24 protein-coding genes are annotated in these 25,203 nt (G+C 60.7%); 15 read left to right on the top strand and 9 right to left on the bottom strand.

Annotated features, from left to right (window positions below):
* The first annotated feature begins 303 nt into the window (after nucleotides 1–303).
* Genes mdeB through lpdA form a run of 3 tightly spaced genes read left to right on the top strand, consistent with a single transcriptional unit; the run spans nucleotide 304 to nucleotide 6,038 of the window.
* Nucleotides 304–2,991, top strand: a complete 2,688-nt coding sequence (mdeB, locus tag BLV07_RS23740) for an alpha-ketoglutarate dehydrogenase (protein ID WP_502690203.1) — start codon at nucleotides 304–306, stop codon at nucleotides 2,989–2,991.
* Nucleotides 2,992–3,010: 19 nt separating this feature from the next.
* Nucleotides 3,011–4,300: a 2-oxo acid dehydrogenase subunit E2 gene (locus tag BLV07_RS23745; protein ID WP_091890201.1), complete on the top strand. Its 1,290-nt coding sequence runs from the start codon at nucleotides 3,011–3,013 to the stop codon at nucleotides 4,298–4,300.
* Between the two features lie 7 nt (nucleotides 4,301–4,307).
* Nucleotides 4,308–6,038, top strand: a complete 1,731-nt coding sequence (lpdA, locus tag BLV07_RS23750) for a dihydrolipoyl dehydrogenase (RefSeq protein WP_091890204.1) — start codon at nucleotides 4,308–4,310, stop codon at nucleotides 6,036–6,038.
* An 888-nt stretch (nucleotides 6,039–6,926) separates the two neighbouring features.
* Here the strand turns inward: lpdA and BLV07_RS50365 are convergent.
* Complete coding sequence (locus tag BLV07_RS50365; protein ID WP_502690204.1) at nucleotides 6,927–7,232, bottom strand: MarR family winged helix-turn-helix transcriptional regulator; 306 nt, start codon at nucleotides 7,230–7,232, stop codon at nucleotides 6,927–6,929.
* A 336-nt stretch (nucleotides 7,233–7,568) separates the two neighbouring features.
* On the opposite strand from BLV07_RS50365, the gene panD reads away from it, so the two are divergent.
* The 9 genes from panD to BLV07_RS23805 are packed head-to-tail and all read left to right on the top strand — an operon-like array spanning nucleotide 7,569 to nucleotide 14,914.
* Nucleotides 7,569–8,024 (top strand): aspartate 1-decarboxylase, encoded by a 456-nt coding sequence (panD, locus tag BLV07_RS23765; protein WP_091890210.1) that lies wholly within the window; start codon nucleotides 7,569–7,571, stop codon nucleotides 8,022–8,024.
* 27 nt (nucleotides 8,025–8,051) lie between these two features.
* The gene (gene panB / locus BLV07_RS23770; protein ID WP_091890213.1) at nucleotides 8,052–8,936 is read left to right on the top strand and encodes a 3-methyl-2-oxobutanoate hydroxymethyltransferase; all 885 of its coding nucleotides are present in this window, start codon (nucleotides 8,052–8,054) and stop codon (nucleotides 8,934–8,936) included.
* 2 nt (nucleotides 8,937–8,938) lie between these two features.
* Entirely contained in the window at nucleotides 8,939–9,787 is an 849-nt protein-coding gene (gene panC / locus BLV07_RS23775; protein ID WP_091890216.1) for a pantoate--beta-alanine ligase, read from the top strand.
* Between the two features lie 24 nt (nucleotides 9,788–9,811).
* Nucleotides 9,812–10,582 (top strand): energy-coupling factor ABC transporter ATP-binding protein, encoded by a 771-nt coding sequence (locus BLV07_RS23780; RefSeq protein WP_091890219.1) that lies wholly within the window; start codon nucleotides 9,812–9,814, stop codon nucleotides 10,580–10,582.
* Nucleotides 10,582–11,205, top strand: coding sequence for a CbiQ family ECF transporter T component (locus BLV07_RS23785; RefSeq protein ID WP_176945714.1), 624 nt, complete (start codon nucleotides 10,582–10,584; stop codon nucleotides 11,203–11,205). Before BLV07_RS23780 ends, BLV07_RS23785 begins: the two co-directional genes overlap by 1 nt.
* Nucleotides 11,206–11,216: 11 nt before the next feature.
* Nucleotides 11,217–11,861, top strand: a complete 645-nt coding sequence (locus BLV07_RS23790) for a biotin transporter BioY (protein ID WP_091890225.1) — start codon at nucleotides 11,217–11,219, stop codon at nucleotides 11,859–11,861.
* The gene (locus BLV07_RS23795; RefSeq protein ID WP_244551199.1) at nucleotides 11,858–13,276 is read left to right on the top strand and encodes an AMP-binding protein; all 1,419 of its coding nucleotides are present in this window, start codon (nucleotides 11,858–11,860) and stop codon (nucleotides 13,274–13,276) included. Before BLV07_RS23790 ends, BLV07_RS23795 begins: the two co-directional genes overlap by 4 nt.
* Nucleotides 13,273–14,400, top strand: a complete 1,128-nt coding sequence (locus BLV07_RS23800; protein WP_091890231.1) for a thiolase family protein — start codon at nucleotides 13,273–13,275, stop codon at nucleotides 14,398–14,400. The genes BLV07_RS23795 and BLV07_RS23800 overlap by 4 nt, the downstream gene beginning before the upstream one ends.
* A gap of 19 nt (nucleotides 14,401–14,419) precedes the next feature.
* Entirely contained in the window at nucleotides 14,420–14,914 is a 495-nt protein-coding gene (locus BLV07_RS23805; protein WP_091890234.1) for a MaoC/PaaZ C-terminal domain-containing protein, read from the top strand.
* A gap of 216 nt (nucleotides 14,915–15,130) precedes the next feature.
* On the opposite strand, the gene BLV07_RS46435 is transcribed toward BLV07_RS23805, so the two are convergent.
* From BLV07_RS46435 to BLV07_RS23825, 4 genes are all read right to left on the bottom strand, one after another.
* Nucleotides 15,131–15,385 carry a hypothetical protein gene (locus tag BLV07_RS46435; RefSeq protein WP_128932659.1) on the bottom strand — a complete coding sequence of 85 codons (255 nt, stop codon included), beginning with the start codon at nucleotides 15,383–15,385 and terminating at the stop codon, nucleotides 15,131–15,133.
* 644 nt (nucleotides 15,386–16,029) lie between these two features.
* Nucleotides 16,030–17,028, bottom strand: coding sequence for an SIS domain-containing protein (locus tag BLV07_RS23815; RefSeq protein ID WP_091890236.1), 999 nt, complete (start codon nucleotides 17,026–17,028; stop codon nucleotides 16,030–16,032).
* 11 nt (nucleotides 17,029–17,039) lie between these two features.
* Nucleotides 17,040–17,981 carry an N-acetylmuramic acid 6-phosphate etherase gene (locus BLV07_RS23820; RefSeq protein ID WP_091890239.1) on the bottom strand — a complete coding sequence of 314 codons (942 nt, stop codon included), beginning with the start codon at nucleotides 17,979–17,981 and terminating at the stop codon, nucleotides 17,040–17,042.
* A 19-nt stretch (nucleotides 17,982–18,000) separates the two neighbouring features.
* Complete coding sequence (locus BLV07_RS23825; RefSeq protein WP_091890242.1) at nucleotides 18,001–18,924, bottom strand: glucosamine kinase nucleotide-binding domain-containing protein; 924 nt, start codon at nucleotides 18,922–18,924, stop codon at nucleotides 18,001–18,003.
* A gap of 119 nt (nucleotides 18,925–19,043) precedes the next feature.
* Here BLV07_RS23825 and nagA point away from each other — a divergent pair, with 119 nt between their 5' ends.
* The gene (gene nagA / locus BLV07_RS23830; RefSeq protein WP_091890244.1) at nucleotides 19,044–20,225 is read left to right on the top strand and encodes an N-acetylglucosamine-6-phosphate deacetylase; all 1,182 of its coding nucleotides are present in this window, start codon (nucleotides 19,044–19,046) and stop codon (nucleotides 20,223–20,225) included.
* A complete protein-coding gene (locus BLV07_RS23835) occupies nucleotides 20,226–21,428 on the top strand; it encodes an aspartate kinase (protein WP_091890247.1) in 1,203 nt (400 codons plus the stop codon).
* A gap of 781 nt (nucleotides 21,429–22,209) precedes the next feature.
* Here the strand turns inward: BLV07_RS23835 and BLV07_RS48355 are convergent.
* The 4 genes from BLV07_RS48355 to BLV07_RS23855 form a co-directional block, all read right to left on the bottom strand.
* On the bottom strand, nucleotides 22,210–22,398 hold the full coding sequence (locus BLV07_RS48355) for a DNA ligase-like domain-containing protein (protein ID WP_210187818.1): 189 nt from the start codon (nucleotides 22,396–22,398) through the stop codon (nucleotides 22,210–22,212).
* A gap of 313 nt (nucleotides 22,399–22,711) precedes the next feature.
* The gene (locus BLV07_RS23845) at nucleotides 22,712–22,975 is read right to left on the bottom strand and encodes a hypothetical protein (protein WP_091890250.1); all 264 of its coding nucleotides are present in this window, start codon (nucleotides 22,973–22,975) and stop codon (nucleotides 22,712–22,714) included.
* Between the two features lie 217 nt (nucleotides 22,976–23,192).
* Nucleotides 23,193–23,363 carry a hypothetical protein gene (locus BLV07_RS50115; protein ID WP_349525372.1) on the bottom strand — a complete coding sequence of 57 codons (171 nt, stop codon included), beginning with the start codon at nucleotides 23,361–23,363 and terminating at the stop codon, nucleotides 23,193–23,195.
* Nucleotides 23,364–23,704: 341 nt separating this feature from the next.
* Complete coding sequence (locus tag BLV07_RS23855; protein ID WP_091890253.1) at nucleotides 23,705–24,580, bottom strand: recombinase family protein; 876 nt, start codon at nucleotides 24,578–24,580, stop codon at nucleotides 23,705–23,707.
* Nucleotides 24,581–25,051: 471 nt separating this feature from the next.
* On the opposite strand from BLV07_RS23855, the gene BLV07_RS23865 reads away from it, so the two are divergent.
* Nucleotides 25,052–25,203: porin (locus tag BLV07_RS23865; RefSeq protein ID WP_176945715.1), on the top strand; the 152-nt coding region annotated here is incomplete at its 3' end.

A 25,203-nucleotide genomic window follows, 5' to 3' on the forward strand; every position in this document is an offset into this window, starting at 1 on the left:
CAAATGATCGTCACGAAAAAGTAATGTGGTCGAAGCGGGTCTAAGCCCTCGGCTCTGCTTTTTCCAACCGCGACATGAGCCGGATGGGCGGGCAGCCGTGCGGCGCGATCCAGCCAGCCGCGACAAAGTGTACTTTCCGGGTACCTCATTTGCCCTCTCGCACGCGACACGGCAGAGAATGCCAAAATCCGCAACAGCTGCCTCGTTCGATCGCGTGTTCAGCCCGAAATGCCGGAGTTTTCGGCGAGATATGCCACGACACCCAATGCTACCAAGGAGGGAGTTCGAAGGAGTCTGACGACAGTGACCATTCGCATCGACGCGCCGATCAAGTCAGCCGGTGGACAATCGCTTGACCAAGACGAAAACGAAACGGCCGATTGGCTTGCATCCCTCGGATCTCTCCATCGAAGCGCGGGTGCTGAACGTGTACGCTTTATTCTCTCGGCACTGGATCAGCGAGCCAAGGAACTCGGCGTACTTTCAGATGTGCCTCCCTACTCTCCTTATCGAAATTCGATACCTCTCGAGTCGCAGCCGCCCTATCCGGGTGACATCCAGATGGAGACCCGGATCACTGCGATTATCAGGTGGAACGCCCTCGCCATGGTTGTTCGGGCCAATAGGGCCTATGGGGAACTCGGGGGCCATGTCGCTAGCTATGCGTCGGCGGCAGAAATATTTGAGGTCGGTTTCAACCATTTCTTCCGCGCGTCAAGTCCGGAGGCGGAAGGTGACATTGTGTACTTCCAGCCGCATTCCTCGCCGGGCGTGTATGCGCGCGCGTATCTCGAAGGGCGCCTGTCAGAAGAGAACTTGAGATACTATCGTCAAGAGCTCACCGGAGTGGGCCTGTCCTCATATCCGCATCCTTGGCTCATGCCAGACTTCTGGCAGATGCCAACAGGCTCGATGGGCATCGGACCAATCAGCGCCATCTACCAGGCGCGTTTCATGAAATATCTCGACAACAGAGGTTTGGCGCGTACCCAAGACCGCCACGTGTGGGGCGTATTCGGTGACGGAGAAATGGATGAGCCGGAGTCGATCGCCGGCCTGTCTTTGGCCGCGCGTGAGAACCTCGACAATCTGACGTTTATCGTCAATTGCAATCTTCAACGGCTCGACGGTCCAGTGCGCGCGAACGGACAGGTCATCCAAGAACTGGAGATGATCTTCCGAGGGGCAGGCTGGAATGTGATTAAGGTGCTGTGGGGATCGGAGTGGGATCAGATCTTCTCGCGCGACACAGGGCACGCATTGTTGCGCAAATTCGCGGCGACGGTTGATGGGAAGTATCAGACGCTCGGGGCCAAGGACGGAGCGTACAATCTCGCAAACTTCTTCGGTGAAGATCCGGAGGTGCGGGCTCTCGTCTCGCATATGTCCGATACTGACATCGATGCGCTGAAGCGAGGCGGCCATGATTTTCGGAAGCTATTTGCCGCTTTCGCTGCAGCAAAGGCGACCAAGGGGCGGCCGACTGTTATCCTGGCGAAGACCAAGAAAGGGTATGGAATGGGAGGCGCCGGGGAGTCGCGCATGACGTCTCATCAGGCGAAAAAGCTCGACATCGATGCGCTCTATGCGTTCCGCGATCGCTTCTCTCTTCCACTGACCAACGAGCAGGTTGAACGTCTCGAATTCTTCCGTCCCGCGAACGACAGCGCCGAGCTTCAGTATCTACGGTCGAAGCGTGAGGCACTTGGCGGCTACATGCCGACCAGGAGGCGGACGGCGGCGGCCGTTGCCGTCCCCGCCCTACAGTCCTATGCCGAGTTCGCGCTCAAGGGCGAGGGCAAAGAGACGTCGACGACGATGGCGGTGGTTCGGCTGTTCTCGAATCTGCTTAAGGACAAAGTGCTCGGTCCCAGAATTGTGCCAATCGTTGCCGACGAGGCGCGGACGTTCGGTATGGCTAACCTGTTCAGGCAGGTGGGGATCTACTCACCGGTCGGGCAACTCTATGAGCCGGAAGACGCGGGCTCGATGCTCTACTACAAGGAGGCGGCGGACGGTCAACTTCTCGAGGAAGGCATCACAGAGGCAGGCGCGATTTCTTCCTGGACGGCCGCTGCGACATCTTACAGCGTCCATAACTTCGCATTGCTACCGTTCTATATCTACTATTCGATGTTCGGATTTCAGCGGATCGGCGATCTTATCTGGGCGGCCGCGGATCAGCGCGCGCGGGGCTTCCTGATCGGCGCGACGGCCGGCCGCACCACTCTCGGCGGCGAAGGACTGCAGCACCAAGACGGCTCTAGCCATGTCATCGCGGCGACGATCCCGAACTGCCGAGCATACGACCCGGCGTTTTCCTACGAAGTCGCCGTCATCGTGGACCATGGAATGCACGCCATGCTCGAAGAGGAGCGTGATGAATTCTACTATCTTACGGTGATGAACGAGAACTACGCGCAGCCAACCATGCCTGTGGATGTTCGCGACGACATCATAAAAGGTCTTTATCGCGTCGTTTCGAGCGAAAATGGACCTGCGGAGGTGCGCCTCGTCGGTTCCGGCGCAATCCTTCCAGAGGCATTGGAGGCTGCAAAGATGCTGGAGAGGGATTGGCAGATCCCCTGCGAAGTATGGTCGGCCACCAGCTTCGCAGAACTGGCGCGGGAGGCTCGAGAAATTGAGCGCAAGAACCGTCTAAACCCGCTCTCCAAGCCAAAGGAGAGCCACGTTTCAAAGTGTCTCTCAGGAAGCGTGCCGGTCGTGGCGGCCTCCGACTACGTGCGTGCCTATCCGCAGCTCATAGCGTCGTATTTCGAGGCGCCGTACACCGTTCTCGGTACTGACGGCTTCGGACGGAGCGATAAGCGTTCCGCGCTAAGGTCGTTCTTTGAAGTCGATCGCGCGCAGATCGCTATCGCTGCACTGACATCTTTGGCGCGGTCGGGGGCGATCGATCGCAGCCGGGTGGCCGAGGCCATCGCGCGCTATGGCGTCCCGGCGGACGCAAATTCCCCCTGGTCAAGGTAACGCAGGTCAAAGCGAAATCATGGTTGATTCAATAGAAATCGTCCTGCCGGACATCGGGGACTACAAGGACGTGCCGATCGTTGAAATCAACGTCGCGGTTGGCGATGATGTCGTAATCGATACGCCATTGCTCTCGATCGAATCTGACAAAGCAACGATGGAGGTGCCGTCTCCCGCGGCAGGAAAAGTCAAGCAGTTGATGATCGAGGTCGGTAGCTTGGTATCTCAAGGATCAATCTTGATGATTCTAGAGGCAGGATCGGCATCAGATGACTCACCTGCTCAAGAGATGAGTGCGAAAGCCGCTTCATCAGCGAAGGATGCCGGTGCTGTGGCGCAGGGAGGGTCTGCGTCAATCAAGGTACGAGAAAGGCCTGAGCCAAGTGGATTAGAGGACCCGGGCGGACGGCCCGAGGTCGGTCAGGCGCATGCATCACCGTCGGTTCGCGCATTGGCGCGGGAACTCGGCGTGCCGTTGGCCCTCGTCGTGCCAAGCGGAGCCAAGGGCAGGGTGCTGCACGATGATGTTACGAGCCACGTGAAACAGGTGATGGGGTCGACCCAGTTGCCGCCATCTGCAATCGCTCCAGCGCTGCCGAGGGCAGATTATGAAAAGTTCGGCGCGATCGAAAGAGTGCCTCTCTCGAGAATTCAGCAGATAACCGGGGCAAATCTTTCACGAAACTGGAGCACGATCCCGCACGTCACAAACTTCGACAAAGCTGATGTGACCGAAGCGGAGGCGTTCCGAAAGAATATCAATGGAGAGGCGGGGGAGGCCTCAGCGAAGCTGACGATGGTGTCGATCTTGATTAAGGCAGCAGCCCTTGCGCTGAAGAAATATCCCCGCTTCAATTCGTCCTTTGATCAAGATGCCCTAATTCTCAAGAAGTACATTCACATCGGATTTGCAGTCGACACTCCCAAGGGTTTGGTGGTTCCGGTCATCAGAGATTGCGATAAGAAGGGACTGATAGAGATCGCCTCCGAAATGCGTGCGCTCGCGGACAAGGCCCTTGGAGGTCAGTTATCCCCGGGGGACATGCAAGGAGGCTGCATCTCTGTCTCGTCGCTGGGAGGCGTCGGCGGTCATGGGTTCACGCCGATCATCAACGCTCCCGAAGTGGCGATCCTGGGAGCGGGGCGCGCTGTCACCGAGGCAGTCTGGGACGGAAGTGGATTTCAGCCGCGTCAAATGCTTCCGATAACGCTCTCGTGGGATCACCGGGTGGTCGACGGTGTCGCTGCCGCGCGGTTCTTGGGCTTCGTCGCGACTCTGCTGAACGATCTGCGGCGATACGCGTTGTGAGGCCCCCATGGAGCGCGTGATCGATATATTGGTCCCCGACATTGGAGACTTTAAGGACGTTCAGATTGTGGAGGTGCTCGTCAAAGACGGTGACATCGTTGACAAGGAGCAGGGGCTTATTGTTGTTGAATCTGACAAAGCCACGATGGAAATTCCTTCGCCGATCGCGGGTCCTATCAAGGAGGTGCTTCTGAAGGTTGGCGATAAAGTGTCGCAAGGCACCGTCATTGCCAAGGCGCAACCGATTGCGCCGGATCGGGCGCCATCCGAGGCTGTAGCCCAGCATGGCTCGGCCGCATCTGGCGGAGGCGAGGAACGCTTCGATCTCGCCGTGATCGGTGGTGGACCAGGTGGATATTCTGCTGCATATCGCGCCGCGGATCTGGGTCTCAGGGTCGCGATGATCGAGCGATACCAATCGTTGGGTGGCGTATGCCTGAACGTCGGGTGTATTCCATCCAAAGCGTTGCTTCACATCGCGGCGGCCAAGGAAGAGGCCGAAAGGATCGCTGACAAGGGAGTGCGATTCGGCGCGCTGGAATTGGATCTGAATGCACTCAGATCATTCAGGGACGGAACGATAAAGAAGCTGACTGACGGGCTCGGTCAGATGGCGCGGGCGCGGGACGTTAGAATCATCAACGGATTTGCCAGATTTGTCGCGTCGAATTGCTTGGCAATTGATCTCGATACTGGTGCGTCTCAATATGTTGAGTTCGAGAAGTGCATCATCGCCACGGGTTCCTCGGCGAATAAGTTAAGTGTGTTTCCGAAAGACGAGCGGATCGTCACGTCGACCGGAGCTCTGCAGCTAAAGACGATCCCGAAGCAAATGCTTATCGTCGGGGCGGGCATTATCGGACTCGAGATGGCCACGATTTATAGCTCGCTTGGCGCTCAAATCGATCTCGTTGAACGATTGCCAAGTATGCTCGCCGGCGTTGATCCGGATGCTGTGAAGATATGGCGAAGCAGGAACGCTCATCGGTTCCAACATATTGATCTCAATGCGGGTGTAGTGAGCGCCACGGCAGATAGTAAGGGCGTATCGGTCGAGATTGAAGGCGCAAAGCCGGGGCGTCGAACTTACGATCTTGTCCTGCAGTCCGCAGGCAGAGTGCCGAACAGCGCAAGTATTGGCTTGGAGAAGATTGGTGTAAGACGCGACGCAAAAGGTTTCGTTGCAGTCGACAGACAAATGCGGACGAATTTGCCTCATATTTTCGCGATCGGCGATGTCGCGGGCAACCCCATGCTCGCCCATAAGGCGGTTCACGAGGGGCATGTCGCGGCCGAAGCGGCTGCCGGGCTCAAGAGCTTCTTTGACGCGAAGATCGTCCCGAACGTTGCTTACACTGATCCCGAGGTGGCCTGGGTTGGCGTCATGGAGCATGAGGCTGCCTCTTCAGGCAGGCGCGTTAGATCCGCGAAGTTTCCGTGGGCCGCCTCGGGCAGAGCGGTCGCCTCGGGCGCGTCTTATGGCATGACCAAGCTGATCATCGACCAAGAGACGCACCGCATCATCGGCGGTGTGATCGTTGGCCCGCACGCTGGCGACATGATCGGAGAAATCTGTCTGGCGATCGAGATGGGCGCCGATGCAATTGATATCAGCAAGACCATTCATCCGCATCCGACGTTCGGAGAAACAATAGGCCTGGCTGCCGAAGTTTATGAAGGTGTTTGCACGGATGTGTTGCCGGGTGCGAAGAGGTCGACCAAGCGCGCGAGCTACTAGAAATTCAAAACCTGCGCCGGCACCAGGTCTCTCGCTGCCGGTCGTTCATATGGGACCCGAATATGGCGGGAGATTCTCGGACGGACGTCAAGGTACCTTTGAGCGTTCAAGAGGAGGAATTTGCCGCGGCATGTCGAGACTTCGTTCTGGAGAGAAGACCTGATCTGGCGGCATCCATCGTCATTGTAGACAACCAGCTCAGGATTGCGAATGATCCGCATGTTCGGGTCTCATTTGTAGAACTCGGTCTTGCCAGATTGGTGCGAGTTCTACATCTCGCAATCGAAGGCAAGGCGATTACGCTGAAAAGAGTGCCAAGGCTCCTGTTCGACCTGTCGAGATTCAGAAGAAAGATTCTCCGCGCGCTAGGTAGAGATGATCGAGGACAGCGCGTCGGAAAATAGGCGCGATTTCTTCAGCGCGCAGTTTCAAGGAATGGACATTCATCAACGCGAGCGGACCCGGCAGTCATCCTTGGCAGGACCGTCGGCCATTGGGACCTCTGAATTGCAAATGCGGGTACGGCGGTGCGGGCATTGCGAGATCTGAGCCGGGCGATGAAATGAGCTGTTCCGGACCGATGCCTTCCAAGTCACGCGCCCGTTCTTTGTGTGCTGTCGAAATCATACGACGCGTCAAATGCCGGAAATAGCACTGAGAGGTGCCGACTTCAGCACAAAATGCGGTCTGATGTGTACGATCGTATTGCTGCTGGAAGTCGTTCGCTGAGTTTCTGCGATCGAATTCCGCATTCGGCGTTTGCGAAAGGTTTCCGATCTTTCGCTTCCTCCCTCTACTTGGCCCGGCGCGATCGCCGGGCCCTTTTCTCGACACTTGGCTACATCTTGTGTCGCTCGAAGCCGGTTGATCAGCGTTGTATGATCTTCTTCAAGATTTCGGTAGCGTTCGAAATTCATCCCGGGTCAGGGGGGCGAAGGTCTCGCCAGAAATCTCGCCGATAGTTTCAATCGCTGCGCCCGCTATCCGTCTTCCCTTCTCGGTCAAATCGATCTCGCGTCGCCGCGGATCCAGAGGGTCTTTTGAGCTCTTGATGAGGCCGCGTGATTTCAGACGATTGATTACGACGCCTTCGATGGTCGTGATCTCATGCTGGTCGATATCGACTGAGAGCGTGGTGCAGCTCGAAATCGGCTCGCCGTCGAGCAGAACTGTACAGGCGCCGCAAACCTCCATGCCCGGCGATCTATACGGGCTTCTAAATGGCTGTCTACTCTGAATGTCCGATGGCCGGCATAGATCAGACAAGATCTGGAGTCTTCGGCTGACCATGTATGACTCTTAATGCACTCGAAACGTCGGCAACCAGCTTGCGTCGACTCCAACTTCCATGACGATTGGGTGGGAAGTTCTTAAACGATGATCGCGCGACCATTGGAGGTTCTTACGCGTCCAGCTACTGTTTTTGAGAGATATTTTTCTTTTTGTCTCTCTGAGTTGACAGTTTTATCTCGTGCTCCATAGGAGAGCGTCGGCTTTAGGGACGCGAGCCAGGCTCAACGGAACTTTCAGATGAGAAAAGTGCTGGCCGCAAAGCTGCATGGCATCCACGTTACAGAGGCCAATCTTCATTATCACGGCTCGATCACGCTCGATCCGGATCAGTGCCATGAGGCGGGGATTCTGCCGATGGAGTTCGTGGAGATCTGGAATAAGAACTCCGGGGCGCGAATTTCGACGTACGTGATTTTTGGCGAGCCCGGCTCGCGTTGTTGTGTTCTTAACGGCGCCGCCGCGCGCACCTGCCAAGTCGGCGACCAGATCATCGTCTGCAGTTCGATGTACGTGGATGAGACCCAAATCGCTGGGTTGAGACCAAAAATTCTCGCCTTTGATCGCAACAACCACATTATCGATCGCCTGACCTATTCGGTCACTCGGGATGGTGCGGAGCGCTATGGCTTCGAGATACTAGGTGAGGCAGGTGACGCGAAACCAATACCACTTCGATCCGCGGAATCGAACTAAGGCCGGCTCACGGGATAGGGGGCGAGAATGAGTTACACCTCAGAAGCCACGGGCGAGCGAGTCACGCTTCCAAAGCTGCAACGGTGGAAGGAGGAGGGGCGGCGCCTCGTGATGACGACCGCCTATGATGCGGTTACGGCGCGCATTGCGGATCCCGTCGTGGATATGATCCTTGTCGGAGACAGCGTCGGTAACGTCTGCCTCGGATTCGACAATACACTGCCGGTCAGCCTCGCGATGATGAATCACCATCTCGAGGCGGTTGCGCGTGTGAGACCTCGCGCCTTGCTCGTGGCCGACATGCCATTTCTAAGCTTTCACCTCAGTCCAGAGGACACGATCCGCAACGCCGGAGGCTTCTTGCAGCGTGGCGCCGACGCCGTAAAGCTCGAGGGCGGATCCAAACGCGTCGAAATGATACGCGCCCTGGTCGATTGCGAGATTCCAGTGATGGGCCATCTCGGTCTCACCCCGCAGAGCGTCAACGTCCTGGGTGGATTCAAGGTGCAGGCCCGGAAAGTTGATGACGCCTTGCGCCTGCTCGACGACGCCCATCGCCTGCAGGAGGCCGGCTGCTTCGCTCTGGTCATGGAAGGCATCCCGGCCGAACTCGCTGCGCGAGCGACGGAAACGCTGACCATACCTACCATCGGGATTGGCGCAGGTCCTGGTTGTTCGGGGCAGGTATTGGTGTTTCACGACGTGCTTGGCTTGATTGAAGGCCACGTCCCAAAATTCGTTCGTACTTACGCCGACGGCTTTCGGGTGTTGCAGGAGGCGCTGTCGCGTTGGGTTGCCGATGTCCGGGACGGTACCTTTCCGGCACCGCAGGAGTGCTATCGGCTTCCCGAAGGCATAGGTGAGACGATCGCAAACTGGGCGCCTTCCAACCGAACTCGATGTGAAGCGTAAAAATGCAGACAATCACGACGGTCGCCGAGCTTCGCCGCGCTCTCGCAGAGGCTCGCAGAGCCGACAAATGTGTCGGATTTGTACCGACAATGGGCTATCTGCACGACGGCCACTTGGCGCTGATCGAGGCCAGCCGGGCGCAATGCGACGTCACGGTGGTTAGCATCTTCGTCAATCCCACTCAGTTCGGGCCAAACGAGGATCTCAGCACCTATCCACGCGACTTCGAGCGCGACGGGAAGCTATGCCGCGATGCTGGTGTTGCAATCGTCTTCGCGCCCGCTGCGCAGGAAGTCTATCCGGCTCAATTCGAGACCTTCGTGGAACCAGGCGAGCTCGCGAAGCCGCTCTGCGGCGCTTTCAGGCCCGGACATTTTCGTGGGGTCGCGACGGCCGTATGCAAGCTGTTCAATTTGGTACAGCCGGACGTTGCGTTCTTCGGGCAAAAGGATTTTCAGCAGTGTGCGGTCGTGCGTCGGATGGCCAACGATCTCGATCTTCCGATCGAGATCGTGACCGTTCCGACCGTTCGGGAAGCGGATCGTCTCGCAATGAGCAGCCGCAACCGGTATCTCAGCGAGGAAGACCGAGGGCGGGCCCTCGCCATCAGTCGTGCGCTATTTGCCGCGGCGGAGGAGTTCGGCTTGGGAGAGCGGAACGTGGACAGGCTGATTGCAATTGCCAAGGGGCATTTGGAAACGGTCGATCGGCTGCAGTACCTTGAGCTCGTCGACGGCGACACGCTCAAGCCCGCCGTAAGTCCGCTGGACCGCCCCGCGGCACTGTGTGTGGCGGCCTATGTCGGCTCGACGAGGTTGATCGACAACGTGATACTTCAGCCAACTCCGTAGCGCGACAGAGGCGAAAGAATCGTCTTGATTGAAGCTGCCCGACGCAAAGCGCCTCCCGCAAGCCGTCCTCACCTTCGTGGGGTGGCCGAGGGGATTATTTTCGAAGACGTGCAGTTTCGGCGCGCAGACCGTCAGGTTCTTGCCATTTCCGAGCTTCGCCTGGCTGAGCGCCGGGTCGGCCTGATTGGTGACAATGGTTCAGGCAAGAGCACGATGTTGCGGCTGATGAACGGGTTGCTTCTGCCAACTCGCGGGTGCGTCGAGGTGGAGGGGCTCGGTACGGTACGGCATCGCAAAGACCTTCCGGCAAAGGTCGGCTTTCTGTTTCAGAATCCTGATCACCAGCTCATTTTCCCGACCGTTGCCGAGGAGGTCGCTTTCGGACCGGCGGAGCGCGGAATATCGGCGCGGCAGGCCAGGCAGCAGGCGATAGCGTTGCTGGAGCGGCACGGCTGCGGCGAGTGGGCGGACCGCAACGTCAACGAGCTGTCCGGCGGCCAGAAGCAACTCGTCTGCATCCTGGCGCTGCTCGCGACGGAGCCGTCTATCCTGCTGATGGACGAGCCGTTCTCCAGTCTCGATTTGCCAACACGATTGTTGTTGTACCGAAGGATCATGGCGCTTCCGGAGCAGGTGGTGATGGCGACTCATGATTTTGAGCTGCTCCCCGCGTTCGATCGCGTGATCTGGCTGGATGAGGGCCGCATCCGTCTCGACGGCCGACCGGCCGAGGTCCTGCCTGCCTACCGGGCGCATGCAACGATCGTCGGGGCAGGGGACGCCCTAACGTCATGATGACCGACGGCCTCGCGCCACAGACCTGGCTGCACCGCGTACCGGCCGGCGTCAAATTTGTGGGCCTCGCCCTCCTCAGTGTGCTTTTGCTGCCGGTCGGCGACTGGCGAATTCTGGCGGGCGCATTGGCCGTGATTGCCATCGTCTATGCCGGCTTCGGCCGCGCCGGCATGGCGCGCCTCAGCTTGCTGCGGCCGTTGGTGCCGCTGCTTGTGGTCGTCGGCGGCGTGCAGGCCGCATCGGGTGGTTGGAATGCCGGCGCCGTCGTCACCATGCGGCTCCTGGCGATGCTCTTGCTCGCCGATCTCGTCAGCATGACCACCACGATGAGCGCTCTGATGGAGGTGCTGGCACCAGTGCTCCGCTTGCTCCGCCCGCTTGGGGTCAATCCGCGCAAGATGGCGCTTGCCGTGGCACTTGTTCTGCGTTTCGTGCCCGTCCTGATGACGCGGTGGCGCGCACGCGAGGAGGCCTGGAAGGCACGCACGCACCGCCGCATTCCGCCGCGACTGGTGGCCGCTTTCCTCGCCGACATTCTGCAACTGGCCGACCGCGTCGCCGAAGCGCTCGATGCACGCGGCTTCGACCGCTCCGCCGCCGATCATCACTCACCCCCGTTGTAGGAGAAAATCCCGTGGAGTCCCGCGCCATCGTTCGTATCGCCCTGCTTGCCGCCGTCATCGCAGCGCTTGGCATGGTGCCCAGCATCGTCTTGCCGATCGCCATGGGTGTGCCGATCACGGCCCAGACTCTCGGCGTCATGCTCGCCGGGATCGTCCTCGGCCCTCGCCATGGCGCGCTGGCGGTGCTGCTATTCCTGTTCGTGGTCCTGCTCGGAGCGCCGCTGCTATCGGGTGGACGCGGCGGGCTCGGCGTGCTTTTCGGGCCGTCGGTTGGCTTCCTGCTAGGCTGGGCTCCCGCTGCCTTTGTATCGGGTCTTGTGATGGCGCGGCTGAGGACCTTGCCGGTATTCGCGGCGGCGCTCGTTGCCGCGATCGCGGGCGGCATTGTGGTGGAGTATACCTGCGGTATTCTCGGCCTGATGGCGATGGCAAGGATGAGCTTGCCGCAGGCTTTAGCCGCAACCGCCGTGTTCGTGCCGGGCGATCTTTTGAAGGCGCTGGCCACTGCCTTTGTTGCGGAGGCATCGCACCGGAGCTATCCGGCTGCAATCGTTAGCCGTTCACGACCGTGGCCTCCACCATCACCGCAATGCTGTCGCGGCATGCCCGCGAAACGCCGAGCCGACCGGCTGTCGTTTGCGAGAACCATGTGGTGAGTTGGAAAGACCTCGATCAGGCCGTGAATCGTCTTGCCGGACATTTGGCGAAGGTGGTGCCGGCGGGCCGCGGCGTCGCCTTGCATCTGCCGAACGGGCCGGCGCTCGTTCTGCTGTTTCTCGCCGCCTGCCGCTCGGGGCGCGAAGCTCAAATTCTCGATCCGTCCTGGCCGACGGAGACGGTGCGGCTCGCGCTCACGGCGCTGGCGCCGGGGATCGTCGTGAGTGGAGATGTGACATTGGCCGGCGAGACGGAAGTGCTGGCGGTTGTCGATCCTCACGGCCCGTTCGAGGCCGTCGCAGATGCCATCGGCGCCAGTCCATTGTCCGCGGCGATAGCCGAGCCAGATCCGCTGACGCCGTTCTATGTCGGGTTCACCTCGGGATCGACCGGAACACCGAAAGGATATCGCCGCCATCATCAATCGTGGATCGAGAGTTTTCGGGCGGGGGACCGCGAGTTCGATATCGGCGCCGGCGACATCGTTCTCGCACCGGGCGCGCTGACTCATTCCCTATTCCTCTACGGCCTTGCGCATGGGCTCTATGTCGGGGCAACCGTCATTCTGTGCCGCCTGTTCCGGCCGAATCTCGTCAACCGCCTGATCGCGGTCCACCAGGTAAGCGTGATTTACGGCGTGCCGACCCAGCTCGAAATGATGATCGAGGCCGCCATGCGCGATGGCCTGCCGCCGTTCCTGAACGTGCGGTGGATGCTGTCGTCAGGTGCCAAATGGCAAGGTCGCGCGCTGGCCGAATTGCGGCAGCAATTTCCGGCAGCGCGCTTTGCCGAATTCTACGGCGCCTCCGAGTTGAGCTTCGTGACCGTGGCGAAGGACGACGAGGATGTCCCATCGGACTCCGTCGGGCGTCCGTTCGCAGCCGTCAGTCTCACCATCCGCGACCATCTCGGGCGTTGCCTTCCACCTGGAGAGACCGGTCAAGTGTTCGTGGCAAGTCCTTTCCTCTTCATGGAGTATGCCTGCGGAAGCGAAACGGTGCTGCCACGTCATGGTGACGCGGTGTCGGTCGGTGATATCGGCATGCTCGACGCGCGCGGCTTCCTGAGGCTCGCCGGCCGTGCCAGCCGCATGATCATCACGGCCGGCAAGAACGTGCATCCGGAGGAGATCGAGCGTGTGCTCGAGGGGCATCCCGCCGTGGCCGCAGCTGGGGTTCTCGGCGCCGTCGACGAACGTCGGGGCGAGCGGCTGGTGGCTTTGCTCAGGCTGGGTCCGGATGGGCGCATAGCGTCTTCCGATCTGATCAGCCACGCCCGCCTGAGCCTGCCGCTCTACAAGATCCCGCGCCGGTTTGCTGTGCCACCGCACTGGCCGATGACCTCGTCCGGCAAGACCGATTTCCATGCGCTGCGCCGACTCTGGGAATCCGGCGACTGCGCGGTGCTGCGGTGAGCGCCGCATATCTCGTCGCTGCACGCCGGACGGCGGTCGCCCCTCGGGGCGGCGCACTCAAGGCGGTGGAGGTCGACGAACTCGGCGCGGCGCCAATTCGGGCCGTGCTGGCCGACACCGGCATCGCAGCGGAGGCGATCGACGACGTCATTTTCGGCAATGCATTGTACGGCGGCGGCAACCCGGCGCGGCTCGCCGCGCTGCGGGCGGGTCTTCCGGATCACGTCCCGGCCTTGACCATCGATAGCCAATGCTGCGGCGGCCTCGACGCGATCATGCTCGCCGCCGAGCGCATCGTGAGCGGAGGAGCGGATGCCGTTATCGCCGGCGGTATCGAGAGTTTCAGCCGCGCGCCATTGCGCGCGCGGCGGCCACGCCACGCCGGTGAGGCGCCGCAACCCTATGACCGTCCTCCGTTCGCGCCATGGCCGGAGCGGGATCCTGACATGATCGCTGCCGCCGCGACGCTGGCTGAAAGGTTCGGCATTTCGCGTGCACGACAGGATGAATTTGCGATCGGAAGCCATCGGAAGGCGCTGCAAAATCCGCCCGGCGCGGCGGAGATCGTGCCGCTCGCCGACCTGTCGCATGATGCCTTTCCCCGCGCCCTGACGGGGGCGACCTGCGCACGCCTTGCGCCGCTCGCGGGTGATGCTGCATTCGGCGTGACGCGCGCGACGGTGGCGGTTGAAGCCGATGCCTCGGCCGCGGTCCTCGTGGTTTCCGAGGCGATGGCCCGACGACTCAACGCGAGGCGGCCCTTGCGGATCGTGTCGGCGACCCGTCGCGGTGGCGACCCTGCTATGCCCGGCACGGCACCGATCGCGGCGGCTGAGAGCGTCCTTGCGGCGGAGCGGATCGCGCCGGCGCGGATTGCCGTGGCGGAGGTCATGGAGGCCTTCGCCGCTCAGGCGATTGCCTGCGGCGACGGCATCGGGGTGCCGGCGTCGTCGCTCAATCGTGGCGGCGGCGGACTCGCGCGCGGGCATCCGATCGGTGCATCGGGCGCGATCCTGGCAGTGCGCCTCTGGCACGAAATGCAGTCGGAACCATCTGGTGCGATCGGGCTTGCGGCGATCGCGGCTGCGGGCGGACTTGGCAGCGCGCTGCTTGCGACGGTCTAAAGAGACGGGAACTGTTGCGATGAATCAGATGCAACCGGACGCAGAATCTCCAACAAAGGCGACCGCACTTCGCGTCGCACGGGCGATCGATCTTGCAGCCTTCGTGGGCACCGAACTTGCTCCGGGCCGCTGGCGATCGGTAACGCAGGATGAGGTCGACCAGTTCGTCGCACTGACGGGCGATCGGAACTGGGTTCACACCGATGTGGAGCGCGCCAGGCGCGAACTCGACGGAGCGACGATCGTGCCGGGCCAATTGCTCCTGGCGCTCGTTCCTGCTCTTTTGCAGGAGGCCTATGTGGTCAGCGGTGCCGCGCAAAGCCGAGCTGCGGCTCTCCGCTCGGTTCGGTTTCGTTGCCCGGTGCGTCCGGGCGATAACTTCCGGCTAAGGGCGCGATTGACCCTCGTGGAGCAGCGGCCGCGATTCGTGCAGGTAGACGTATCGTGTGATCTCGAACTGAACTCGGGACAGTGTGCGTTGAAGTCCCAACGCACGGATGTCTTTTTCGACTGAGCCCAAGGGATCGCGATCTCGGCCTCGTCGTTGAGTTCATACCTCGCGCGGCACAGGGCGACATAGAGTACCTTGCGCAGCCCTTCATTGGGCGCGCATTCGCGCAACCCCTTCGCTCGCAAGAACCCGCTTCGGTCCTTGTTCTGCGCGCCTCAAGTCGGCGCTGGGAGATGGCCGAACTCCGCTTGCTCGTCGTGCACCTGACGAAACGCGCCCTCAGAACTGGGCGGGTTGAGCAGGCGGACCGGGCCAATCGCCTCGCAGGTTGTTCATGTCGTTTCGATCGAACAAATCCTGCCGGTAGGCAAAGACGTACCTACAGCCGCATGCCACCGGTGCCATCTGTGGGGCGGTGGCAATCGCCTTTTGTGGGGGTACGTAAGGGCGATGAGCCTTTTGTGCGGATGCCGTGCCCGTCACCGCGAAAGCGGCCGCTGCAATGATGAGGACGCGCGATGCATTCAAGAACATGTGAGCTCTCCTGCATTCGGTAGTCGTTCAGGTATGGAGCCACGGTGCCCGGGACAAGTTTTGATTCAGGTCAAGCTGGCCCGCGGGCTCGCCCCGTCATCGGGCGTTACGCAGGTAGACTTGACCACCGGTTGCGTATCGGAACCCCGTGAATGAGTGGCGATCAAGGTGGTCAATTCCGCGCGAACTTGATTGTTTTTATTGATCTTTTCGTTCGCTTCTTGCATTCGAGACAGGGAGGCAGCCGCGCTCAGATCGCAACTTGAACCGAATGTCGGTATCGGTGGTTGCGCCTCCCCGCTTTGAACTTACTTGCCGACCATTTTCGCCGGTGACGGATCGCGCACGAACGGCGGTCCGGCGGCTGGTATCCAACACCGTGTCGCGCATCAGATCAGTCCACACAGCGGCCAATCGTGAGGAGTTCGGCAGCGCCAGAGTTCCTTCATGCGGTCCATGGTCGTCTCGATGTGCTGTCGAACGAAATCGAAGTACTCGCGTGACACGCCATTCATTCCTTCGTCTGCGGTCGTAGAGTACATGATTGTTTCGGCGGAGGGGACCGAGCGTTCCGTTGCCCGCTCCGCTTCATTGCCCGGGGCCGTAATCCAGCTTTCGGTTGCAAGCCAGCAATCAGGCAGCTGTCAAAACGTCTCGGTAATCTTGCTCAGGCGAGGGGGACGATCCGGGTCAAACCCGCAGGCGCGCGCCGTCTGCTCGATCATCCGATAGGCCGGAACCAGCATGGTGATCGGGTCAGTCGCAGGGTCATCCTCCGCCAACCAGGGCAGCGACCCATATGGTCCGCCGCAGAGATGCAGCGCGATCTTTTGCTCGCGCATTTCTGCTGCCAGTGCGTCCACCGTGGCCGCCGTTTCATCCATGAGGCGCATCATGACAACCGGCGTGCGCGACGATAGCGCGGCGCGCGGCCCATGCTGCAGCTCTGCGGCGCTTAGACCAATCGAAGGCAGGCGCAGGATTTCCGAAAGTTTGAGCGCGATCTCCCTCGCCGAGCCCAGGCCTAGGCCCCGCGCCGCCACAAACACGGCTGACGCCTTGGCGAGATCAGTGGCAATCTCGGACCAGTCGAGCGCCAGCGCGCGATGCAGGCGCTCGGGCAGCCTCTCGAGAGCCGACCGCAGCGCCTGATCTTCGGCCAGCTCGGCAACGAGTCCGGCGCTGGCAGCCATCGAGCCGATCACGGTCTTGGTCGCAGCTACGGAATGTTCCTGGCCGGCTTCGATCGGAACGACGAACTCCGCTTCGTCAGCCACCGGCGACGACGTCGCATTGACGATGGCGATGGTGCGGGCGCCCGCGGCGCGCGCCGACCTGGTCGCCGCGACGAGATCCGGGCTGCGCCCGGATTGCGAGATCACGATGAAGAGCGCATGGCGCAGCATCAAGGGCGTGCGAAATGCCGTGATCACCGAAGGAGCACTGGCTGAAACAGGAAGGCGAAGCCGCGTCTCGACAAGGTATCTCAAGAAAACCCCGGCATGCCCAGAGCTTCCCCGGCCGCACACGACGCACAGGGGGGCGGAGCCGATCCCAATTCGCTGTGTGATGTCGCGCGCGGCGGGGCGACTGCGAACGATGTTGGCGACAACATCCGCGCTTTCTCCGATTTCGCTCGCCATCGCGGATGTCGTCACGGGTCAACCGCTCCGCCTCGATTGCGCGCCGCTCCCGTGGGATGCTGGTTACGAGTCCTGGCGAGCTCGGCGAACACGCGCCGAAGGTTGCCGTCACAGTTTTTGAGAACGGTCTCAGCATCAACCCTGTCGACACCCAACGCCAGAAGGACAGCCGTCTTGATGTCTCCCTCGGCCTGCTCAAGCGATCGTGCGGCGCGCGACGGATCGCAGTGCGCGATTTGTGCGACCATGGCTTCCGCGCGCCGCTTCAGCTTGGCATTGGTCGGCGGCATGTTCACCATCATGCCGCGATACACCCGGCCAAGGCGCAGCATGATTCCCGAGGAGATCAGGTTGAGAACGACCTTCTGTGCGGTGCCGGCCTTCATCCGCGTGGAACCGGCGATCAGCTCGCGGCCGGTCTCGATCAAGATCGGAAACTTTGCCGACTCCAGCAGCGCGGTGCCGCGATTGTTGGCGACACCGATCGTCACTGCACCAAAGGAGCCTGCCTGCTGCAGTGCCGCGACTGTGAATGGCGTTGTCCCGCTGGCGGCTACCGCAATCACCACGTCGCGCGGCGTGAGCCGCGCGGCATTGATCTGCGTGACCGCATCATCGACAGCATCCTCAGCTCCCTCGATGCTGGTGATGAACGCGCTGTCTCCGCCGGCGACGATGAAGCGGACGCGCTCGCGGGGCCAGGCGAAGGTCGGCGTCAGCTCGGCGCCGTCCTGCACCGCTACGCGGCCTGAGGTGCCGGCGCCGACATACACGATGCGACCGCGATCGCCCAGCGCCACCTTGGCCGCTTCAGTCGCCGCGGTGATCGCGGGAAGGGCATGGCCGATCGCGGCGACTGCCGCAAGCTGGCCCTCCCACATCGCTTCCATCGCTGACGTCAGCGGCCAAGCATCAAGGTCGGCAAAACGGGGATCGACTTCTTCCGTAGCCATATTGTTGATCCAAGCGCCATCAAACGCGGAACTTCGAAGCCTGTTCATGCTCAGTTTCTCTCTTGGGCAGGTCAAGCCGTCCTCGCGCCACCAGCAAGGCGCCAGCCGCGGCGTCGGCGTCAGGACGCCTCAGGCGGGCGCGCAGATCAGGCGTCAGCCATGGCGTAACGGGATCCGCGAGCCCGCCCACCAGCGAGAGCCGGTCAATTCCTCTCGCCAGAAACAGATCGAGCAGATCGCCAATTGCATCGGCCGCGCGTTCGACGATGCGACGGCCGACCGGATCGCCCAGATTGGCGTGCCGCATCACGATCGGCGCGAACGCGGCGTAGTCCGGGGCCCTGGCTTCTTCAGACCAGGCCACCGCTTGATAAGGATCATGATCGAATGCGCCCAGCACCTCTGAAAGCAATGGGGTCAGCTCGCCGCGGCGATCCGCGGCCCGCAGCGCCAGTCGAACAACCTGCAGGCCGATGTCGGCGCCGCTACCTTCGTCCGAGACGGGAAAGCCGTAGCCGGCGAGACGGATTTCGCGGCCGTCGAGCAGGCCGACACCCGCCGAGCCTGTGCCGGCGACCACGATGGCCCCATCCGCGCCGCTATGGGCGCCGAGACAGGCCGCGAGGCCGTCGCTGATGAAGAGGACGGACGCGAAGGGATGCGCGATGTTCTTGAGCGCCGCTTCCGCGCCCCGGCGGCCAAGTCCGGCAAGGCCAATTCCGGCGTGCATCCGCGCGAAATCCTCTTGCGTCAGGTCGGACTGTGCGGCCGCCGCTTCGGTCGCTTCAATGATGGAACGCCAGGCCTTTTCGACGCCAATCCGCGTCGTCGCAGATCCCGAGCTGGCTTCGCCGAGCAGCCTGCCGTTTTCGTCCTCGATCCGGGCACGGCAACGGGTTCCACCGCCATCAATGCCGAGATACGTGATACCTTTTGTTCCCATGGAAATTTAACGCGAGGGGGGCAGCTCCGGGTCCTCCGAGACTCCTGGTACATATAAGGTCCTGAAGGGGACGGGACTCACCTCACGAGCCCGTGACTGCTATTCTTGGATCAATTCTGATGGGCCACGCTGGGTCTTCTGTCTCTCTCTCGATTGCCGCGCAGCACATCTTTGATGGTGCCGAGATGCGCGGGCCGGGGTCGGTCAGGATCGCGCAGGGGCGGATTGAAAACATCGCCTTCGGCGAGGCGGACGGGCGCGCCTCAATCCACCTTCCGGCAGAGGCGATCCTTGCACCTGGATTCATCGACATCCAGGTGAATGGAGGAGGGGGTGTTCTTCTCAACGACCAGCCAACGGAGGCGGGCGTTCGACGCATCGTCGCAGCGCACCGCAAGGCAGGAACCACAGGCTGCTTGCCGACCCTCATTACCGACCGCATCGAGGTCCTCGAGCGGTTGGCCGCAGTCGCCGAGGCTTGTCTGATGATTCCCGGCGTGCTCGGTTTTCATCTGGAGGGGCCGGCCCTCAACAGGTCTCGCAAGGGTATTCATCCGGAAGCCGAGATACGCGTGCCCGATCGGCGCGATCTCGCCGCGATCAAAAGTTTCGGGCACCGCGGCCGCTCCATTGTGACCTTGGCCCCGGAATGCGTGCCCGCGTCCATGATCGATGAATTGATCGGCGCCGGATTGCGCGTCGCGGCCGGCCACAGCGACGCCACCGCAGCCGAAATCGGGCTGGCGGTCGATCGCGGTATCTCGGGGGTGACCCATCTGTTCAACGCCATGTCGCAGTTGAACGCCCGGGAGCCGGGCTTGGTGGGCGCCGCGCTAGCTGATGATCGGCTCTTTGCGGGGATTATCTGCGACGGCATCCACGTTGACCGCGCCGGCTTGCGTGTTGCCTCCCGCTGCAAGGGACGCGATCGATTGATGCTTGTCACCGATGCCATGCCATTGGTGGGCACGAACGACCGGCAATTCTTGCTGCAAGAAAGGCAGATCGCGTTGCACGAAAATCGCCTGACCGGCCCGGATGGCACACTCGCGGGCGCTCATCTCACCATGATCGAGGCGGTGCGCAACGCCGTTGCGCTGGTCGGAATCCCCCTTGTCGACGCCCTCATCATGGCTTCCCGGACGCCTGCGGCATTTCTAGGCCTTGAGTCCGAGCTTGGACGGATCGCGCCCGGCTACCGCGCGGACTTTGTCGCCTTTAATCCGAACTTCGAAGTCGTCGGAACATGGATAGCTGGTGCCGGCTCTGGCGAGGCGAGCGAGGTTTCTCACCGAGGTTAGATGCGCAACCATCCCATCATCGTGCAGAAATATGGCGGTGTCTGTCTTGAAACGCCGGCGAAGATTCGCGCGGTTGCGCGCAGTCTCGCCGACCTGCACGGCCGTGGTCATCGTGTCGTGGCGATCGTCTCCGCGATGGGCACGACCACCGACCAATTGATCCAGATGGCTTATCAGGTGAGCCCTGGTCCCAATCGCCGTGAACTCGACATGCTGCTGACGACTAGTGAGCGCATCAGCATGTCCCTGGTGAGCATGGCGCTTTCCGATCTCGGAGTTCCCGCGATCAGCTTCACCGGCAGCCAGGCCGGTTTGTTGACCGACGACTCTCATTCCTCGGCACGCATTCTGGATGTACGCCCAATTCGCGTGCGTGAGGAGCTCGATCGGGGGCGCGTTGTGGTGCTGGCAGGATTTCAGGGTGTGAACCCGGCGACCAGGGAAATCACCACGCTCGGGCGAGGCGGCAGCGATACCACTGCCGTTGCAATGGCTGCGGCGCTGAAGGCGGAGCGCTGTGAAATCATCAAAGAGGTCGATGGAATTTGTTCTGCCGATCCGCAAATCGTGCCGGATGCAAAGCCGCTGCGGCGAGTGGACTTCGCATCCCTTTCTGAAATGTGCTTCTGGGGTGCAAAAATCCTGCATTTTCGTAGCGTAGAGCTGGCCCAAAGTCAGGATGTGCCTCTGATTCTCAAGCAGTGGGGTGGCGTTGAACTCGGCACGCAAGTGACGAAAGAGGTTGCAGGCATGGAGAATGGAAAGGTTCTAGCCGTCAACTCGATGGCTCGCATTGAGCATGTGGAAATCGATTCCAAGGATCTCAATCAGGGTTTCGAGAAATTCGCACAGCATCTCAAGGAAAACGGTCTGTCCTGGCCACAACTCCTCGCCTCGAGCTTCACCATGGGAAAAACCAGTATGACCGTCGCCTGTGATTCAGTGTGGCTCGATGCGCTGTTGCGCACGTTGGAGCAAAGCAAGGACCTGCGCACGCAGCGCGAGGCTTCAAGCTCGGTGAGTCTCACCTGCTTCGGCGGCGTTTCATCAGAATTGCCGTTCAGAGCACTGCAGGTTCTCGGACATCAAGGGATTGTCCCCGACAAGTATGTGTTGTCGCCCCATTCGGTCAGCCTATTTGTCCCTGTGGAGGACCGGGAGGCCGCAGTTAAGGCATTGCATTCTCTCGTCCAGCAGACATAGAGGCGGGCGAGGTGCGGGAACTATGTAATACGCGCACATTCTACGCAGAGTACGTTCAGAGTGACACCAACACCTGCCTGCCGGCTCTGCTGGCCGCACGCGGAAACCTGCAACGATCTCGGCAATCTCTTGCGTGAGCTCAGGAGGCGGAACGTTACTGTCGCTAGGCCTTGCGCGGCTTCGCTGAGGCATGTTCGAAGCGTGAGCGGTGATATCCGACAAACGATTTGGTCAAAGCGACCCACCGCGTGTGCGGGAGCGCCTTTGCCGGGGCGTGCGATGCCGATCTCGCGCCCATAATTTCTGCGGCCTCGCTCGAAGCGGGAAAGCAAGGCAAGCCACCCACGCTTTATCTACTGGCTCACATTGAATACACATATTCCGGTCGCACTATTCAACGGTGGCGTTTTCTGTCGGCCCAAGATTTGTCGGATGGCCGAACTTTGGCACGACGTATTGTCGCAACGATAGCGCGCGATCCAGCCGTGGCGCCAGCCGAGGCACACCAAGCCCAATTCGAGCCCGGTCAAGTGGCTTGGTAGAGGCTCCAGCCCCGGCGAGCGCCTCCCATGCTGATGCGGGACGGTGGCAACCAACAGCGAGCATCGGCAAACGACGCGGCAAGTCTAAGCTTCGTCAATCCGCGATGATCGATTTGCATAAGTAACGGAATTGCAGCCGACCGCAGGATAGCGTCGGACCCCGAGCACGGCCGGGGCCATCTTGCAGGGATATCCACATCGTCAGAGCTCGCGCCCCGCGGCCGGATGCGTCAGGACCTTTACTTTGATCCAGTGTTTCTGCCGGCCGCCGCGGTACGGCCGATCGCGATGCTTGGAAACAGACCCTCCAAACCCATGCGGCAGACGGCGCGAAAGAGGCCGCGCCCGATGTCGCCGCGCTCGAATGTCGCCGCGGTGATACCGTCCGTCCGCTGAGCCAATAGCTGTTCTAGGTTGGCCTTGCGCATGTCGAGGGGAAGGACCCCAGATCGATCCCGCCCATGGGAAGAAGATCGAAGGTGTAAAGTTGCACTTCATGCTGGTGCTTACGGGAGTGGAGCGGGCTGAAATCTCCGGGACGTGCTCCGGATGGCCGAGCTTCCGTTCGATTACAGACTGGACATGGCTCTCCGGGAATGAAAGGCCGCTCCCGATGTGCCCAACGAAAAAGCCCCGGATGAATTTTTGGGATGAAGCTGCGTTTGCCGACCAGACGGCAGACCGCCTGGTCCCAACTCGTTTTTCGATCCGGAAAAACCTCCAGGCTGGGGCCGATGTGATCTACTCCGGAAGCAAATCCTTTCCTGCCAGCCGGACGTAAGTTTCGCTCTCGTGCAGTTCGAGCCAACCCTGGTCGACCGCGTACCTGATGCCGGCCCCGAACTCATTGTCGTTGGCCTTCAGCGTATGGAGGAATGCGGGGTTGATCTTTTCCATGTGAATGCGGCCGTCCTGAACCGGTTCGATACTGGCCGCCAACTGGACAAGCTTCCGCGCTGCGATCTCGGGATCGGCGTAAGGACGTTCAGCGGCAAACTTGGTCATGGTCGCTCTAAGGCTCCTCGCTAGGATGGAGCTATTTATAGGGCGTGATCTGCCTTGTCTCGGTTAGCCTGATCATGCGAGCAGGCGGCGCGTATCGGGTGATGCGGCATGATCGGTACTTGAAGGAGGCTTCCAGCTTCCAGAGCGGCGTTCCCGAGGTTCTCGGATCGCCTCAAGCGGGAGACTAGCACTCGTCTTACACCGAACGCACTCGGCCTCAGCCAGCTAAGTGCGCCATTAAGGCATTGAGCGATTGCGGGTGAAGTTTGGTTTGGGCAGGGTCGCCGTAGCCTTCCATGCGGACGGACCGCGCCTCAGCTTCTGCCCGATCAGCCTTGCGGATCTTGGCACGCTCGCGGGCTCCCTGAGCGTGGATCTTCGCGCCCATGATACGGCCGCCCCATATGACCTCTCGCGACCTGGTGCCCATGGCAGATAGATTCGCCAGAATGGCTCGGAGGCAAGCCGCTATGCCTTGGTACATAGCAAGGGCAAGCGCCACCCCAGCACACCCAGACTCTGGGGGACGACTGAAGCGGGCGCGAGGAGCGTGTTGAAATTGCGCGGAGATCGTTGGAAGCAAATGACCGCTGCTTGGTCTAGCGCATTGCGATCGTTGGCTCTTACCTCTAACTATAAGGGGCTCGTAGTCATCGCGGACCTTGATCTCGATGCGGTGGCGACGCGCTATGGCTTGACGGCATGCGGCAGCCGGGCCAGGTCAAAGCATCAAAGCACCGAACGATATTTGTCGAGGCGCCCGTCCCAAAGACGGATCTCAAGAAAACGTCCCCTAACGTCCTTGCTAATCTGAGCAGAAGGTAGTCGCGGAGATTCGATCGCACCAGCGCTGTGAAGGACGAGTTGCGTGACAATCTGCTTTAGCAAGAGGGCGATCTCGACTCGCGTCGCGTAATGCTGCTCCTGCTTATTTAATAGATCAGCGACTTTGTCCACGAGCGTGAGCAACTTGTTTCTTCGCGCACCTTGCAGTCGCTCGAGCAAAGCAGGGTGTGTCAGGAATGCGAAGACCGTGACTTCGAAGTCTCGGTACGTCCAAGCGGTGCGACTGCAACCGTTCCCATCAAGCACTTTCTCGCATGCCAAGACTTGAAGATTTGCAACCCGGTGGAGCACAACTTCATTGCCGCAATAGCCGCATGTGGTGAGACCTGCGAAGATGTTCGCAAGATCGCTTCCTTTGCGGCCGCGGCTTGCAAGATTTTGTCGCCGCGCGGTCTGTGCGCGCTCGAACGTTTGTTTGTCAATGACGGCTGGATAGTAGTCATTCACCGGCGGGCCCTGAGGGATTCCCTTCGTGTGACCACCTGCAAAGCTCTTCGGCTGGTATTCTCCATACGTCGCGCGGTTCCGCAGCATGTAGTCGATCGTCGTGTGATCCCAGCTGTCTGACTGGGTAAAGGGCGGGATCTTTCTCGCATCGAGGTAATTCGCGATTGCGTAACTTCCCATTCCCCCGATAGCCAGCTCGAATATCCGTCTCACGACCTCTGCTCGCTCGGGAATGAACAAGAAACTTTGGCGGTCCTCACTCAGACCTAACCAGCTTGGGGCGGCCGAAATCTTCTTTCTGGCGCTGGTCATTGGCTTCCGGTCCTGCCCGTACACTCTCCGTGATTCTTCTTCTAAGCGACTCAACTGAGCTTTTCGATGCTCGTACACTTGAAGAAGGCGCGCCCGCCGGCGCTGCGGTTTTCACATGCTCGCGGTGTCACGGGACCGTGAAGAAGAATTTTCCTTGCAATTTCAGTGGCATACGGTCTTCAAGGGTTGCAAGCTCGCGTGATTTTTGTGCAACACCCATCGGAAAACACGTTTCATAGGCCCGCTTCGGAGCGTTCTTTTGTTGTGTGTGCAAAGACCTTCCATAATGGTGACTCAGCGACGGAGGGGGGCATCCCAAGGTCGTCCCGTTTAGGTCATTCGCTTAAGTCCCTCGCGTTCATGCGGGTGTGTCCGAAGACGCGAAGGAGCCGAAAGCGGTGATTTAGAGGGGGTTGGGGAATTGGCCGTCCGGTCAGTGACCTTCCCTGAAGAGCAACTTGGAGGTTTAACATGAAGTTGGTTAAGAGCCTTTTGCTCGGCTCAGCGGCGGGTCTGATCGCCGTGGGCGGAGCACAGGCAGCCGATCTGCCCGTGAAGGCCAAGGCGGTCGAATACGTGAAGATCTGCTCCCTGTACGGTGCAGGATTCTACTACATCCCCGG

Origin of the sequence: Bradyrhizobium sp. Rc2d (assembly GCF_900099855.1) — a bacterium.
Classification (GTDB): domain Bacteria; phylum Pseudomonadota; class Alphaproteobacteria; order Rhizobiales; family Xanthobacteraceae; genus Bradyrhizobium.